This is a genomic window from Streptomyces sp. NBC_00038 (assembly GCF_026343635.1).
Classification (GTDB): domain Bacteria; phylum Actinomycetota; class Actinomycetes; order Streptomycetales; family Streptomycetaceae; genus Streptomyces.
In genome coordinates, this window is the sequence record NZ_JAPELQ010000001.1 from 8697442 (window position 1) to 8712824 (window position 15383).

Sequence of the window (15383 nt, forward strand, 5' to 3'; positions counted from 1 at the left end):
AACTCTGTCGACGAAATATTGTCTACAGGATGGAATGATGGGCGGCAAGGGTTGGAGCAGTACGTGGGTGGCGGCCTGCGCTGCCTTTGCGGGGTTTTTGCGAGGCGGTAGGCCGACTGTGGCGACGTGTTGGGCCGGCTTTCGCGGCGAGATCGGTCGGCCTTCGCGATGCGGCCGGTCGACGTTCGCGACGCGCGCGGTCCCCGCTTTCGTGACGCGGGGTCGGTCCGCCTGCGCGACGCGGCCGGTCCGCTTTGTGACGTGTTCGGTCGGTTTTCGCGGCTCGTTCCGTTGGCTCGCGGGCGACTCCCGGGGGACCGTTCACCCCGCCCCGGTCGCCGCTCGTCGCGTCAGGCATACCGCTCATCGCATACCGTCGACGAGTTTTTGCCGTGCGGCTTCCCCAACGCGCAACCGCTTCCTATCGTTCCGGATCATGAGCCCCCCTGTCGCACCCCCCGGCTGGAGCCGCTGGCTCGTTCCGCCCGCCGCTCTGTCCGTCCACCTCTCCATCGGCCAGGCCTACGCCTGGAGCGTCTTCAAGCCGCCGCTCGAATCCGCGCTCGACCTCAGCGGTACCCAGAGCGCGCTGCCCTTCCAGCTCGGCATCGTCATGCTCGGCCTGTCCGCCGCGTTCGGCGGCACTCTCGTGGAGCGCAACGGGCCGCGCTGGGCGATGACCGTCGCCCTCGTCTGCTTCTCCTCCGGTTTCCTGATCGCCTCGCTCGGCGCCGTCACCGAGCAGTACTGGCTGATCGTGTTCGGCTACGGATTCGTCGGAGGCATAGGCCTCGGAATCGGCTACATCTCACCCGTCTCGACCCTGATCAAGTGGTTCCCGGACAGGCCTGGCATGGCCACCGGCATCGCGATCATGGGCTTCGGCGGCGGCGCGCTGATCGCCTCGCCGTGGTCCGCGCAGATGCTGGAGTCCTTCGGCTCCGACTCCTCCGGGATCGCGCTGGCGTTCCTGGTGCACGGACTGACGTACGCCGTCTTCATGTCCCTCGGTGTGCTCCTTGTCCGCGTGCCGCGCGGCGAGAAGCCCGTCGCCGCAGGACCGAGCGCGCTCGAAGGCGTGCAGGTCTCCGCCCGGAACGCCGTACGCACCCCGCAGTTCTGGTGCCTGTGGGTGATCCTCTGCATGAATGTGACCGCGGGCATCGGCATCCTGGAGAAGGCCGCCCCGATGATCACGGACTTCTTCGCGGACTCCTCCACACCGGTGTCGGTCTCGGCCGCGGCCGGATTCGTCGCACTGCTCTCCGCGGCGAACATGGCGGGCCGTATCGGCTGGTCCTCGACGTCCGACCTGATCGGACGCAAGAACATCTACCGCGTCTATCTCGGCGTGGGCGCGCTGATGTACGCGACCATCGCCTGGTTCGGCGACTCGTCCAAACCCCTCTTCATCCTCTGCGCGCTGGTGATCCTCTCCTTCTACGGCGGCGGTTTCGCCACCATCCCCGCCTATCTGAAGGACCTCTTCGGCACCTACCAGGTCGGCGCGATCCACGGCCGGCTGCTCACCGCCTGGTCCACGGCCGGTGTCCTCGGTCCGCTGATCGTCAACTGGATCGCCGACCGCCAGGAGGAGGCGGGCAAGTCCGGCGCCTCGCTCTACGGTCTGTCGTTCCTGATCATGATCGGCCTGCTGGTCGTCGGCTTCGTGGCCAATGAGCTCGTACGACCCGTCCACGTCCGGCACCACATTCCTGCACCCAGGGGGGCCTCCGATGTCCAGCAGCAGTCCGCCTGACACGTCCGGCAGCGGTACGCCCGACCGGCGGCCGCTGATCGCCTTCGCCTGGCTCTGGGTGGGGGCGCCGCTCGCCTACGGGGTGTACGAACTCGTACAGAAGGCGACCCAGCTGTTCACGGGATGACTGTTCGGGCCTGAAATGGTCTGACAGAAGCCGACAAGCCTGGCGCCTCAATCCTGTGGCATCACCTGCCGTCGTACCCATGGGTCACTGATCAGACTGGAGGATCCCGCTACCCAAGGCAACGAGGGGGACCCACCCATGAATGGCTCACGGATCGCCGCCGTCGGTCACTACCAGCCCGCCAAGGTGCTCACCAATGAGGATCTGGCGGGCCTGGTCGACACCAGCGACGAGTGGATCAGAAGCCGGGTGGGCATCCGCACACGGCACATCGCCGGGCCGGACGAGCCCGTCGACGAGCTGGCCGCGCACGCCGCCGCCAAGGCGCTCGCCGGGGCGGGCCTGGCCCCGAGCGACATCGACCTGGTCCTGGTCGCCACGTCCACGGCCGTCGACCGCTCCCCGAACATGGCGGCCAGGGTCGCCAACCGGCTCGGCATCCCCTCGCCGGCCGCGATGGACATCAACGTCGTCTGCGCGGGCTTCACCCATGCGCTGGCCACCGCGGACCACACCGTGCGCGCGGGGGCCGCCACCCGCGCCCTCGTGATCGGCGCCGACAAGATGTCCGACGTGGCGGACTGGAGCGACCGGACGACCTGTGTGCTCGTCGGCGACGGGGCGGGGGCCGCCGTGGTCGAGGCGACCGACGAACCGGGTATCGGTCCGGTGCTGTGGGGCTCGGTGCCCGAGATGGGGAACGCCGTGCGGATCGAGGGAACACCCTCGCGGTTCGCGCAGGAGGGGCAGAGCGTCTACCGCTGGGCGACGACCCAGCTCCCGTCCATCGCCCGCAAGGCCTGCGAGCGCGCGGGACTCGCCCCCGAGGACCTCGCCGGGGTCGTCCTGCACCAGGCGAACCTGCGCATCATCGAACCCCTCGCCGAGAAGATCGGCGCCGTCAACGCCGTTGTCGCGCGTGACGTCATCGAATCCGGGAACACCTCGGCGGCCAGCATTCCGCTCGCCTTCTCCAAGCTCGTGGAGCGCGGGGAACTCTCCACGGGCGACCCGGTCCTGCTGTTCGGCTTCGGTGGGAACCTGTCGTACGCCGGACAGGTCGTCCGTTGCCCGTGAACAGCTCTCCCATCTTGGTTTGAGGAGCTCAACTCCTGTGCCTGCTGGCCTTTGTGCGCCGTAGACTGTAGGCGAAAGACAATTCATAATTGGCTTTCGCAATGCAGCGACAACGCTGCCCAGGAGGGGACCGTGATGTTGTCGACGACAGGACTGCCGCAGGGTGCGGTGCCCAAGCTCGAACGGCCCGGCCCGCTGCGCGACCGCGTCTACGAGGCGCTGCTCGAACTCATCACCACCCGCGCCCTGGCGCCGGGCCAGCACCTCGTCGAGAGCGAACTCGCCGGGCACCTCGGGGTGTCCCGGCAGCCGGTGCGCGAGGCCCTGCAGCGACTCAGCACCGAGGGATGGGTGGATCTGCGACCCGCCCAGGGTGCGTTCGTGCACGAGCCCACCGAGGAGGAGGCGGACCAGCTCCTCACGGTCCGTACGCTCCTGGAGGCCGAGGCCGCCCGGCTCGCCGCCGCCAACGCGGGGACCGAGGCCATCGCCGCCCTCGAAGCGCTGTGCACGGAGGGTGAGCGTGCGGTCGCGGCCGATGACGTGGACGGCGCCGTCGCGACGAACGCCCGGCTGCACGCGAAGGTCATGGAACTCGCGGGCAACACCGTCCTCGCCGAGCTGGCCGCACAGGTCGACCGGCGGGTCCGCTGGTACTACACGCCGGTCGCCCGGCAGCGCGGCCGGCAGTCCTGGATCGAGCACCGCGAACTGATCGCGGCGATCGCGGAGCGTGACGAGCAGCGCGCCACGGCGGTCATGCGCACCCACACGGAACACACGCGGAAGATGTACCACGAGCGGGAGAAGTAGGCCGACCGCGTCAAGGACACCAGGAGAGCGGGTCACAGTCTCGGCTGTGGCCCGTTTTGCGTGCCCGCAGGCTCGCCTTTGTCCTGTCAGTGGAGAAAGTTGGCAGCAATCTGTGCGCGACTTCTTCCCACCCCAGGCAGCCGCTGCTACGTTCCCCTCGAAAGCAGGCCCGGCGAACCGGCCGGAACTGGTGGACGCAAGCCAATTGAGGCGGGGAGGGGCTCGTGAGACGTATGACGGCACGACCCGCCAACGCGCACCAGGCCCGGCTGCTGCGGCTGTTGCGTGACGGCGGCCCCAACTCCCGGGCCCAGCTGGGCGATCAGGTCGACCTCTCGCGGTCGAAGCTGGCCGTCGAGGTGGAACGGCTCCTGGAGACCGGGCTCGTGGTGGCCGACGGACTCGCCGCGTCCCGCGGTGGCCGCCGCTCCCACAACATCCGGCTCGCACCGGCGCTGCGCTTCCTGGGCGTCGACATCGGCGCGACCTCGATCGACGTGGCCGTCACCAATGCCGAGCTGGAAGTCCTCGGACACATCAACCAGCCCATGGACGTGCGCGAGGGCCCGGTCGCGGTCTTCGAGCAAGTCCTCGCGATGGCGGCCAAGTTGAGGGCCTCGGGGCTCGCGGAAGGGTTCGACGGCGCCGGCATCGGCGTACCGGGACCCGTCCGTTTCCCCGAGGGCATCCCCGTCGCCCCGCCGATCATGCCCGGTTGGGACGGCTTCCCCGTGCGGGAGGCGCTCAGCCAGGATCTCGGCTGCCCTGTCATGGTCGACAACGACGTGAACCTGATGGCCATGGGGGAGCAGCACGCGGGCGTCGCACGCTCCGTGGGCGACTTCCTCTGCGTCAAGATCGGTACGGGTATCGGCTGCGGCATCGTCGTCGGCGGTGAGGTCTACCGCGGTACGACGGGAAGCGCGGGCGACATCGGGCACATCCAGGCCGTGCCCGACGGGCGCCCCTGCGCCTGTGGCAACCGGGGCTGCCTGGAGGCCCACTTCAGCGGCGCCGCGCTCGCCCGCGACGCCACCGAGGCTGCCCAGCAGGGGCATTCGGCGGATCTCGCGACCCGTCTGGAGGCGAACGGCAGCCTGAGCGCCGTGGATGTCGCCGCCGCGGCCGCCGCGGGAGACGCCACCGCGCTCGATCTGATCCGCGAGGGCGGAAACCGTACGGGTCAGGTCATCGCCGGCCTCGTCAGCTTCTTCAATCCGGGCCTGGTGGTGATCGGCGGTGGGGTGACGGGTCTCGGCCACACCCTGCTCGCCGCGATCCGAACCCAGGTCTACCGTCAGTCGCTGCCCCTGGCGACCGGCAACCTGCCCATCGTTCTCGGGGAGTTGGGCCCGACCGCCGGAGTCATCGGCGGGGCCCGGCTCATCAGCGACCACCTGTTCTCACCCGCGTAACCACGTCCGTTCGGACGGACCACCAGCACAGCGCCCTGCTCTGCCCTGCCCGCACACACGCATGCTCCGCACGCGCACAGCCCTGCAACCGGCCCGCACGCCTGCCAAAGGGAACAGCCATGGCACCAGAACCACCGCTGCTCACCATGTCCGGAATCACCAAGTCGTTCCCCGGAGTCCGGGCCCTCGACGGTGTCGACCTCGACGTCCAGGCCGGCGAAGTGCACTGCCTGCTCGGCCAGAACGGCGCAGGGAAGTCCACCCTCATCAAGGTGCTGGCCGGCGCCCACCAGCCCGACGACGGCACCATCACCTGGCGCGGCGACCACGTCACCCTCCGGTCGCCGATCGCCGCCATGCGCCTCGGCATCGCCACCATCTACCAGGAACTCGACCTGGTGGAGGGCCTGTCGGTGGCCGAGAACGTCCACCTCGGACATGAACTCACGGCCGCCGGTTTCGTCGTACGGGGAAAGGCGGCGAAGGAGGCGACCGCCGCTCTCCTCAAGCGACTTGGGCACTCCGAGATCGACCCCGCGCGGCTCGTCGGTGAACTGTCCGCCGCCCAGCAGCAGATCGTCTCCATGGCGCGGGCGCTCTCCCACGACGTACGCCTCATCGTCATGGACGAGCCGTCCGCGGCCCTCGACCCCGACGAGGTCGACAACCTCTTCCGCATCGTCGGAGACCTCACCGCGGACGGTGTCGCCGTCGTCTACATCTCGCACCGCCTGGAGGAGATCCGCCGCATCGGCGACCGCGTGACCGTGCTGAAGGACGGGCGGGCGGTGGCGGGCGGGCTGCCCGCGAAGTCCACGCCGACACGCGAGGTCGTGGCGCTGATGACGGGGCGCAACGTCGAGTACGTGTTCCCGGACCGGCCCGTGACACGCCCTCCGGGCGAACCGGTGCTCCAGGTCCAAGGCCTCGCCAGGGCAGGGGAGTTCGCGCCCATCGACCTCGACCTGCGGCCCGGCGAGATCGTCGGACTTGCCGGCCTCGTCGGCTCCGGGCGTTCCGAGATCCTGGAGACGATCTACGGGGCGCGCAAGGCGACACAAGGGCAAGTCCTCGTTGAGGGAAGGCCGTTGCGGCCCGGCAGCGTACGCGCGGCGGTCCGCGCCGGACTCGGGCTCGCGCCCGAGGAACGCAAGGCGCAGGCCCTGCTGATGCTGGAGTCCGTCACCCGCAATGTGTCGGTGTCGTCCATGTCCCGCTTCTCACGCGGGGGTTGGATCGACCGGGGCGCCGAGCGGGGAGCCGCGCGGGCCGCGACACGAGAGCTGTCGCTGCGCCCCGACAACCCCTCCGCCCTGATCCGGACCCTGTCCGGCGGCAACCAGCAGAAGGCCGTCCTCGCACGCTGGCTGCTGCGCGGCTGCCGGGTGCTGCTGCTCGACGAGCCGACCCGCGGCGTCGACGTCGGTGCCCGCGCCGAGCTCTACGCCGTCATCCGGCGGCTGGCCGACGAAGGCCTCGCCGTCCTGCTGGTCTCCAGCGAAGTGCCCGAAGTGCTCGGCCTCGCCGACCGGGTGCTCGTCCTGCGCGAGGGGCGGGTCGTCCACACGGCCCCGGCCCGGGAACTCGACGAACACCGCGTCCTCGACCTCGTCATGGAAGGAACGTCAACGTCATGACGCAGCCAGCGTCACCTCCCAGGCCCGGTGACACCCGCAAGGTCTCGCCGGTGGACCGGACAAGCCCGTGGCGGACCCTCGCGGCCCGCGCGGACGTCCGTACGCTCTCCCTCCTCGGCGTGCTCGCCGCCCTGATCCTCATCGGCGGCATCACCAAGCCCGACGAGTTCCTCGACACCCGCAACCTCCAACTCGTCCTCACCCAGGCCTCGGTGATCGGCGTCGTCACCGTCGGCATGACCTTCGTCATCACCTCCGGCGGCATCGACCTGTCGGTCGGCGCGATCGTCGCCCTCGCCTCGGTGTGGGCGACGACGGTCGCCACCCAGGACTTCGGCTTCGCGGGCGTCCTCTTCACCGCCGTGCTCGTCGGCGTCGGCTGCGGCCTGGTCAACGGAATGCTCATCGCCTACGGCGCGATGGTCCCGTTCATCGCGACGCTGGCCATGCTCGCCTCGGCCCGCGGACTGGCGCTTCAGATCACCGACGGAAAAACGCAGATCGTCTCCATCGACGGCATCCTGAAGCTCGGCGAGCGCGACTCGTACGTGCTCGGCGTACCGCCGCTCGTCATGGTCTTCGCCGTCGTCACGATCATCGGCTGGCTGCTGCTCAACCGCACCACCTTCGGCCGCCGCACGGTCGCGGTCGGCGGCAACGCGGAGGCGGCACGGCTCGCAGGCATCGACGTACGACGGCAGCGGCTGTACCTCTACCTGCTCTCCGGACTGTGCTGCGGCATCGCCGCGTTCCTGCTGATCATCCTGTCCGGATCGGGCCAGAACACCAACGGCAACCTGTACGAACTCGACGCCATCGCGGCCGCGATCATCGGCGGCACCCTGCTCAGTGGGGGCCGCGGCACCATCGTCGGCTCGGTGCTCGGCGTCCTGATCTTCACCACGATCACCAACATCTTCGCGCTCAACAACCTGCAGAGCGACGTCCAGCAGATCGCCAAGGGCGCGATCATCGTGGCCGCCGTGCTCGTCCAGCGCCGTACCGCAAGCACGACTTGAGGGAAGGGTCCACCGCCATGCCAGAGCTCACGAGCCGCAGAGGGCTGCTCTTCGGGACCGCCGCCGTCGGGGCCGGTGTCCTGCTCGCAGGCTGCACCAGCAACGAGTCCGACGACGACGCCGCGGCGAACGACCAGCCGGCCGCCTCCGACACACCCGGCAAGGAGGTGACGATCGGTTTCGCCGGGCCTCAGGCCGACCACGGCTGGCTCAACGCGATCAACGACAACGCCAAGAGCCGTGCCAAGAAGTACTCGGACGTGACACTGGAGATCACCGAGGGCTCCAACGACACCGCCGCGCAGATCGGCCAGATCGAGACCCTGATCAACAAGAAGGTCGACGTCCTGGTCGTACTGCCCGCCGACGGCAAGGCGCTCACCCAGGTGGGCCTGCAGGCCATGCGGGCCGGGATCCCGGTCATCAACCTCGACCGGATCTTCAACTCGCCCCAGGCGTACCGCTGTTGGATAGGCGGTGACAACTACGGCATGGGCCTCAACGCCGGGCACTACATCGGCGAGAAGCTCAAGGACAAGCAGGGCGCCAAGGTCATCGAACTCGCCGGGCTCGACAACCTGGAGCTGACCCAGCAGCGCACCCAGGGCTTCGACGCGGCCCTGAAGAACTATCCGAACATCAAGAAGGTCGCCCGGCAGGCCGCCGAGTTCACCGTCGAGTCGGGACAGGCGAAGATGTCCCAACTCCTCCAGGCCCAGTCGAACTTCGACGCGCTGTGGAACCACGACGACGACCAGGGAGTCGGCGCCCTGCGCGCGATCGAGCAGGCCGGACGGGACGACTTCCTGATGGTCGGCGGCGCCGGTGCGCTCTCTGCCATGCAGGCCATCGAAGCGGACGACGGCGTCCTCAAGGCCACCGTCCTCTACCCGCCGACCATGGCCGCCTCCGCCATCGACCTCGCCCGCGCGCTCGGCCAGGCCAAGGGCATCGGCGGCCTCGCCGAGTTCGAGATCCCGGCCTCCATCACGCTCTACTCGGCCGTCGTCGACAAGGAGAACGTCGGCCAGTACATGTCCACCGGCTTCAAGTGAGGCGCCCAGTACCAGGGGCCTGGCCCACGGATCAGGCCCCCACCCCCCACCGCGCCACGACGACGAGGAGGACATCCGCATGGGACAGCCGCACCAGGGCGACGAGGTCGAGGCAGCCGCCGGGGCACCGGCCGAGGCCGCGAAGCCGCCATTGGGCGTGGGCATGGTCGGCTACGCCTTCATGGGCGCCGCCCACTCCCAGGGCTGGCGCACCGTGGGCCACGTCTTCGACCTGCCGCGCCGACCGGTCCTCGCCGCGGTCTGCGGGCGTGACGGCGAAGCCGTACGGGCGATGGCGGACCGGCACGGCTGGGCGGCTGCCGAGACCGACTGGCGCGCCCTGATCGCCCGGGACGACGTCGACCTCGTCGACATCTGCACCCCCGGCGACAGCCACGCGGAGATCGCCGTCGCCGCCCTGGCCGCGGGCAAACACGTGCTGTGCGAGAAGCCCCTCGCGAACACGGTCGCGGAGGCGGAGGCGATGACGGAGGCCGCCGAAGCGGCAGAGCAGCGCGGCCAGCTGGCGATGGTCGGCTTCAACTACCGTCGACTGCCCGCCACTTCGCTGGCCCGGTCGATGGTCGCCGAAGGGCGCCTGGGAGCTCTGCGGCACGTACGGGTGACGTACCTTCAGGACTGGCTGGTGGACCCGGAGTTCCCGCTCACCTGGCGGCTGCGCAAGGAGGCCGCAGGATCGGGCGCGCTCGGGGACCTGGGGGCGCACATCATCGACCTCGCGCAGTATCTGGCGGGGGAGCCGGTCGTCGGGGTCTCCGCGCTCACCGAGACGTTCGTACGGGAGCGGCCGCTGCCCGGCGGGACGACGAGCGGCCTGTCGGCCGCATCGGAAGCCGGTGGCGGCGTCGGCACCGTCACCGTCGACGACGCCGCCCTCTTCACCGGCCGCTTCGCCTCCGGCGCACTCGCCTCCTTCGAGGCCTCCCGGTTCGCGACCGGCCGAAAGAACTCCCTGCGCATCGAACTCAACGGCGAGCGAGGCTCGTTGGCCTTCGACCTGGAACGCCTCAACGAACTCTCCTACCACGACCACACCGAACCCGGCGCGCACGCGGGCTTCCGCCGCATCCTCGTCACCGAGCCCGACCACCCCTACCTGGACGCCTGGTGGCCGCCGGGCCACGGCCTCGGCTACGAGCACACCTTCGTGCACCAGGCCCGCGACCTGGTGCAGGCCATCGCCGCCGGCCACCGCCCGGTGCCGTCCTTCGCCGACGGGCTGCAAGTGCAGCGTGTGCTGGCCGCGGTGGAGGAGAGCGCCGAGAAGAACTCCGTCTACACGCCCATAGCGGTCCATACGCCCGTAGCGGTTCGAGGAGGCCTTTAAGCCATGCCGCGCACCTTCACACTCTTCACCGGCCAGTGGGCCGACCTGCCGCTCGAGGAAGTCTGCAGCCTCGCCCGCGACTTCGGCTACGACGGACTCGAACTCGCCTGCTGGGGCGACCACTTCGAGGTCGACAAGGCGCTCGCGGACCCGGCCTACATCGACTCCCGGCACGCACTCCTCGACAAGTACGGCCTCAAGTGCTGGGCGATCTCCAACCACCTGGTCGGCCAGGCCGTCTGCGACGCCATCATCGACGAACGCCACAAGGCCATCCTGCCCGCCCGTATCTGGGGCGACGGCGACGCGGAGGGCGTGCGGCAGCGGGCCGCTGCCGAGATCGCCGACACCGCACGGGCGGCGGCCGCCTTCGGTGTGGACACCGTCATCGGCTTCACCGGCTCCGCCATCTGGCATCTGGTCGCGATGTTCCCGCCCGCGCCCGAGTCGATGATCGAGCGCGGCTACGAGGACTTCGCCGAGCGCTGGAACCCGATCCTGGACGTCTTCGACGCGCAGGGTGTGCGGTTCGCGCACGAGGTCCACCCGAGCGAGATCGCGTACGACTACTGGACAACTCACAAGGCACTGGAGGCGGTTGGTCACCGCCCCGCCTTCGGCCTGAACTTCGACCCGTCGCACTTCGTGTGGCAGGACCTCGACCCGGTCGGGTTCCTCTACGACTTCCGCGACCGGATCTACCACGTCGACTGCAAGGAAGCCCGCAAGCGGCTCGACGGCCGCAACGGCCGCCTCGGCTCGCACCTCCCCTGGGGCGACCCGCGCCGCGGCTGGGACTTCGTCTCCGCAGGCCACGGCGACGTTCCCTGGGAGGACGTCTTCCGCATGCTGCGGTCCATCGATTACAAGGGCCCCATCTCCGTGGAGTGGGAGGACGCCGGCATGGACCGGCTCCAGGGCGCACCCGAGGCCCTGACCCGCCTCAAGGCATACGACTTCGAGCCGCCGTCGGCATCGTTCGACGCGGCGTTCGGCGGCAACGACTAGGCCGCATCGCACAGTTCACAGTTCCGGTCGCGCACTCGACATCGCGCGGCTCACATGGCGCGGCTTTCATCGCGCAGTTCACAAGGTTCAGCTCTCCGGGGTGACGGCGCACCCCGGCGTATCGCCGCACCGCGGCACCCGCCCGTACGACCAGCCCCTTCATGGAGGCATTTCGTGCACCCGTACGCCAGTAACAGGAAGAACAAGAGCCACACAAGACGCCCGAGACTACGCGGAGCACTCGCCCTGCTGAGCGGCGCGATCCTCGCGGCCGCCTCTCTCACCCTCACCGCACCCGCGGCCGGCGCAGCCGTCGCCGACCCCGCCGAAGTCACCGCCGCTGCCGAGGACTTCCAGCAGGTCACCCTCGCCAAGGGCGAACCCGAGGTCGGCGAGCCCATGTCGCTGGCCGTGCTCCCGGACCGCTCGGTCCTGACCACCTCACGCGACGGCGAACTCCGTCTCACCGACAGCGCGGGCAACACCAAGCTCGCGGGCAAGATCGACGTGTACTCGCACGACGAGGAGGGCCTGCAGGGCATCGGCCTCGACCCCGGCTTCGCCGAGAACCGCTTCATCTACCTCTACTACGCGCCCCCGCTGAACACCCCCGCGGGTGACGCCCCCGAGACCGGCACAGCCGCCGACTTCGCACCCTTCGACGGCGTCAACCGCCTCTCGCGGTTCGTCCTGAACGCCGACGGCACCCTGAACAACGCGAGCGAGACGAAGGTCCTCGACGTCCAGGCCTCCCGCGGCATCTGCTGCCACGTCGGCGGCGACATCGACTTCGACGCGGCCGGGAACCTCTACCTGTCGACCGGCGACGACTCCAACCCCTTCCAGTCGCAGGGCTTCACGCCCATCGACGAGCGCGCCGACCGCAACCCGGCCTTCGACGCCCAGCGCACGTCCGGCAACACCAACGACCTGCGCGGCAAGATCCTGCGCATCAAGGTGAACGCCGACGGCTCGTACTCCATCCCGGACGGCAACCTCTTCGCGCCCGGCACGGACAAGACGCGCCCCGAGATCTACGCGATGGGCTTCCGCAACCCGTTCCGCTTCAGCGTCGACAAGGCGACGGGCATCCTGTACGTCGGTGAGTACGGCCCGGACGCCGGCGCCGCCGACCCGACACGCGGCCCCGCCGGACAGGTCGAGTTCGCGCGGGTGACCGCCCCCGGCAACTTCGGCTGGCCGTACTGCACCGGCGCCAACGACGCCTACGTGGACTACGACTTCGCCACCGGTACCTCGGGCGCGGCCTTCGACTGCGCCGCCCCCAAGAACACCTCGCCCAACAACACCGGTCTCACCGATCTGCCCCCGGCCCAGGCAGCCTGGATCCCCTACGACGGCGCGTCCGTCCCGGAGTTCGGCAGCGGCTCGGAGTCCCCGATGGGCGGCCCGGTCTACCACTACGACGCCTCGCTCGACTCGCCGGTGAAGTTCCCGGAGGCCTACGACGGCGACTTCTTCGCGGGCGAGTTCGGCCGCCGCTGGATCAAGCGGATCGAGTCGGACGCCAACGGCACCGTGCAGTCCATCAACGACATCCCCTGGACGGGCACCCAGATCATGGACATGGCGTTCGGGCCGGACGGAGCGCTGTACGTCCTCGACTACGGCACCGCCTGGTTCGGCGGCGACGAGCACTCCGGTCTGTACCGGATCGAGAACGCCACCGACGGGCACTCCCCGGTCGCGCAGGCCGCGGCCGACCGCACCTCGGGACAGGCCGCGCTGAAGGTGAAGTTCTCCTCCGCCGGTTCGACCGACGCCGACGGTGACGCCCTCACGTACAGCTGGGACTTCGGCGACGGCGGCACTTCGACCGCGGCGAACCCGACGTACAAGTACAAGAAGAACGGCACCTACACGGCGACGGTGACTGCCAAGGACGCCACCGGGCGTACCGGCAGTGCGAGCGTGCAGATCGTGGTCGGCAACACCGCGCCCACCGTGACGCTCCAACTGCCGCAGGACGGACAGCTGTTCAACTTCGGTGACACGGTTCCGTTCAAGGTGAAGGTCACCGACCCGGAGGACGGCAAGACGATCGACTGCGCCAAGGTGAAGGTCAACTTCATCCTCGGACACGACAGCCACGGCCATGTGCTGACCTCGGCCAACGGCTGCACCGGCACCATCCAGACCGGCGCGGGCGACGGCCACGACGACGACGCCAACATCTTCGGAGTCTTCGACGCCGAGTACACCGACAACGGTGGCGGCGGCCAGGCTCCGCTGACCAGCCACGACCAGGCCGTCGTGCAGCCCAAGCACCGCCAGGCCGAGCACTTCGGCGAGTCCTCGGGAATCACGGTCATCTCGAAGGCGACCGCCCACGGCGGCGAGACGGTCGGCGACGTCGACAACGGCGACTGGATCTCCTTCACGCCGTACGTACTGAGCAACGCCCAGAAGATCACGGCGCGTGTCGCGTCCGCCGGGGCGGGCGGCACCCTCGAGGTCCGCGCGGGCTCCCCGACCGGCCGGGTGCTGGGCAAGGCGACCGTGCCGGTGACCGGCGGCTGGGAGACCTTCCAGGACGTGAGCGCCGACCTGTCCCGCGCACCGCGCGGCACCACCTCGCTCTACCTCGTCTTCAAGGGGAGCAGCGGGAACGGCGCGCTGTACGACGTGGACGACTTCACCTTCACGACGAGCGGCTGAGGAGGTGTTTCTGTGATGCGCGCACCAGCGCGAGTCATGACGTCCGCCGCGGCGGCGGCCGTGCTCATCGGCTGCGTGTCGGGACCGGCCGCGTCGAAGGGAGCCGATGAGACGCGGGTCCTGGTCTTCTCCAAGACCGCCGGCTTCCGGCACGACTCGATTCCCGAAGGGATCGCGGCCGTAAGGGAATTGGGCACGGCAGGCGGCTTCGCCGTCGACGCCACCGAGGACGCCGGAGCCTTCACCGCCGGCAACCTCGCCCGCTACGACGCCGTCGTCTTCCTCTCCACCACGGGCGATGTCCTCGACGCCGCCCAACAGGGCGCCTTCGAGCGGTACATCAAGCGGGGCGGCGGCTATGTGGGCGTCCACGCGGCCGCCGACACCGAGTACGACTGGGCCTTCTACGGCGGCCTCGCGGGGGCGTACTTCCAGTCCCACCCCGCGATCCAGCCCGCGACGGTCGACGTCGAGGACCGGGCACACCCGGCGACCTCGGGTCTCGCGAGTACCTGGAACCGGACCGACGAGTGGTACAACTACCGCTCCAATCCCCGGGAACACGCCCACGTGCTGGCGTCGCTCGACGAGTCCTCGTACACCGGCGGCACGATGAGCGGCGACCATCCGATCGCCTGGTGCCAGGAGTACCGGGGCGGCCGCGCCTTCTACACCGGGGGCGGCCACACCAAGGAGTCCTACGCCGACCCCGCCTTCCGTCAGCACCTGTTGGGCGGAATCCAGTACGCCGTCGGCGACGCACAGGCCGACTGCCGTCCGGAGAACGGCTACCGGCCGCTCTTCGACGGCACGGCCGAGTCGCTGTCGGCGTGGCGGCAGGCGGGCCCGGGTTCGATCTCGCTGAGCGAGGACGGCACGCTCACGTCGAGCGGCGGACTGGGGATGCTCTGGTACGCCGACCCCGGTTCCGGTTCAGGCTTCGGTTCGTACTCGCTGAAGCTGGACTGGAAGGTGGCCGGGGACGACAACTCCGGTGTCTTCGTGGGCTTCCCGGCCTCCGACGACCCGTGGTCGGCCGTGAACAACGGCTACGAGATCCAGATCGACGCGACCGACGCCCCCGACCGCACCACCGGGGCCGTGTACAGCTTCCAGTCCGCCGACATCAAGAAGCGCGACCGTGCGCTGAACCCGCCGGGGGAGTGGAACACGTACGAGATCCGCGTGGAGGGCGAACGGCTCCGCGTCTGGCTCAACGGCGTGAAGATCAACGATTTCACCAACACCGATCCGGTACGGAGCCTGCGCGACGGGCACATCGGCCTCCAGAACCACGGGGCCGAGGACCAGGTGTCCTTCCGTGACGTCCGGATCAAGGAACTGCCCGTGAAGGGCGATTGAGCGGCGGCGGGCGGGAGACGCCGTACTCCCGCCCGCCGTCTTGGCCCCTCTTCACTCCTGCTCACTCCTGACTCCTGATTCCCG

At 69.5% G+C, this 15383-nt stretch carries 12 protein-coding genes; all 12 read left to right on the forward strand.

Annotation, left to right across the window (positions count from 1 at the left end; genetic code table 11):
- The first annotated feature begins 436 nt into the window (after nucleotides 1–436).
- Complete coding sequence (locus OG219_RS39055) at nucleotides 437–1759, forward strand: OFA family MFS transporter (protein WP_266834761.1); 1323 nt, start codon at nucleotides 437–439, stop codon at nucleotides 1757–1759.
- Nucleotides 1737–1886, forward strand: coding sequence for a hypothetical protein (locus OG219_RS39060; protein ID WP_266834763.1), 150 nt, complete (start codon nucleotides 1737–1739; stop codon nucleotides 1884–1886). The genes OG219_RS39055 and OG219_RS39060 overlap by 23 nt, the downstream gene beginning before the upstream one ends.
- Nucleotides 1887–2024: 138 nt before the next feature.
- Nucleotides 2025–2963: a beta-ketoacyl-ACP synthase III gene (locus OG219_RS39065; protein WP_266834765.1), complete on the forward strand. Its 939-nt coding sequence runs from the start codon at nucleotides 2025–2027 to the stop codon at nucleotides 2961–2963.
- 135 nt (nucleotides 2964–3098) lie between these two features.
- Nucleotides 3099–3776: a GntR family transcriptional regulator gene (locus OG219_RS39070; RefSeq protein ID WP_266836384.1), complete on the forward strand. Its 678-nt coding sequence runs from the start codon at nucleotides 3099–3101 to the stop codon at nucleotides 3774–3776.
- Nucleotides 3777–4009: 233 nt separating this feature from the next.
- Nucleotides 4010–5191, forward strand: coding sequence for an ROK family transcriptional regulator (locus OG219_RS39075; RefSeq protein WP_266474984.1), 1182 nt, complete (start codon nucleotides 4010–4012; stop codon nucleotides 5189–5191).
- Nucleotides 5192–5310: 119 nt separating this feature from the next.
- Nucleotides 5311–6828, forward strand: coding sequence for a sugar ABC transporter ATP-binding protein (locus tag OG219_RS39080; RefSeq protein ID WP_266834767.1), 1518 nt, complete (start codon nucleotides 5311–5313; stop codon nucleotides 6826–6828).
- On the forward strand, nucleotides 6825–7847 hold the full coding sequence (locus OG219_RS39085) for an ABC transporter permease (protein WP_266834769.1): 1023 nt from the start codon (nucleotides 6825–6827) through the stop codon (nucleotides 7845–7847). Before OG219_RS39080 ends, OG219_RS39085 begins: the two co-directional genes overlap by 4 nt.
- Nucleotides 7848–7864: 17 nt before the next feature.
- Complete coding sequence (locus OG219_RS39090; RefSeq protein ID WP_266834771.1) at nucleotides 7865–8902, forward strand: substrate-binding domain-containing protein; 1038 nt, start codon at nucleotides 7865–7867, stop codon at nucleotides 8900–8902.
- Nucleotides 8903–8981: 79 nt separating this feature from the next.
- Nucleotides 8982–10250: a Gfo/Idh/MocA family protein gene (locus OG219_RS39095; protein WP_266834773.1), complete on the forward strand. Its 1269-nt coding sequence runs from the start codon at nucleotides 8982–8984 to the stop codon at nucleotides 10248–10250.
- 3 nt (nucleotides 10251–10253) lie between these two features.
- The gene (locus tag OG219_RS39100; protein ID WP_266834775.1) at nucleotides 10254–11258 is read left to right on the forward strand and encodes a sugar phosphate isomerase/epimerase; all 1005 of its coding nucleotides are present in this window, start codon (nucleotides 10254–10256) and stop codon (nucleotides 11256–11258) included.
- Between the two features lie 174 nt (nucleotides 11259–11432).
- Nucleotides 11433–13937, forward strand: a complete 2505-nt coding sequence (locus OG219_RS39105) for a PQQ-dependent sugar dehydrogenase (protein WP_266834777.1) — start codon at nucleotides 11433–11435, stop codon at nucleotides 13935–13937.
- 15 nt (nucleotides 13938–13952) lie between these two features.
- Nucleotides 13953–15299 (forward strand): ThuA domain-containing protein, encoded by a 1347-nt coding sequence (locus OG219_RS39110; protein WP_266834779.1) that lies wholly within the window; start codon nucleotides 13953–13955, stop codon nucleotides 15297–15299.
- The last annotated feature ends 84 nt before the right edge of the window (nucleotides 15300–15383 follow it).

What these genes read in the sequence shown, in the direction of transcription:
- OG219_RS39065 (WP_266834765.1), top strand. Translation starts at nt 2,025, where the DNA reads ATGAATGGCTCACGGATCGCCGCCGTCGGTCACTACCAGCCCGCCAAG.
- OG219_RS39090 (WP_266834771.1), top strand. Translation starts at nt 7,865, where the DNA reads ATGCCAGAGCTCACGAGCCGCAGAGGGCTGCTCTTCGGGACCGCCGCC.
- OG219_RS39095 (WP_266834773.1), top strand. Translation starts at nt 8,982, where the DNA reads ATGGGACAGCCGCACCAGGGCGACGAGGTCGAGGCAGCCGCCGGGGCA.
- OG219_RS39055 (WP_266834761.1), top strand. Translation starts at nt 437, where the DNA reads ATGAGCCCCCCTGTCGCACCCCCCGGCTGGAGCCGCTGGCTCGTTCCG.
- OG219_RS39080 (WP_266834767.1), top strand. Translation starts at nt 5,311, where the DNA reads ATGGCACCAGAACCACCGCTGCTCACCATGTCCGGAATCACCAAGTCG.
- OG219_RS39100 (WP_266834775.1), top strand. Translation starts at nt 10,254, where the DNA reads ATGCCGCGCACCTTCACACTCTTCACCGGCCAGTGGGCCGACCTGCCG.
- OG219_RS39075 (WP_266474984.1), top strand. Translation starts at nt 4,010, where the DNA reads ATGACGGCACGACCCGCCAACGCGCACCAGGCCCGGCTGCTGCGGCTG.
- OG219_RS39085 (WP_266834769.1), top strand. Translation starts at nt 6,825, where the DNA reads ATGACGCAGCCAGCGTCACCTCCCAGGCCCGGTGACACCCGCAAGGTC.
- OG219_RS39070 (WP_266836384.1), top strand. Translation starts at nt 3,099, where the DNA reads ATGTTGTCGACGACAGGACTGCCGCAGGGTGCGGTGCCCAAGCTCGAA.
- OG219_RS39060 (WP_266834763.1), top strand. Translation starts at nt 1,737, where the DNA reads ATGTCCAGCAGCAGTCCGCCTGACACGTCCGGCAGCGGTACGCCCGAC.
- OG219_RS39110 (WP_266834779.1), top strand. Translation starts at nt 13,953, where the DNA reads ATGCGCGCACCAGCGCGAGTCATGACGTCCGCCGCGGCGGCGGCCGTG.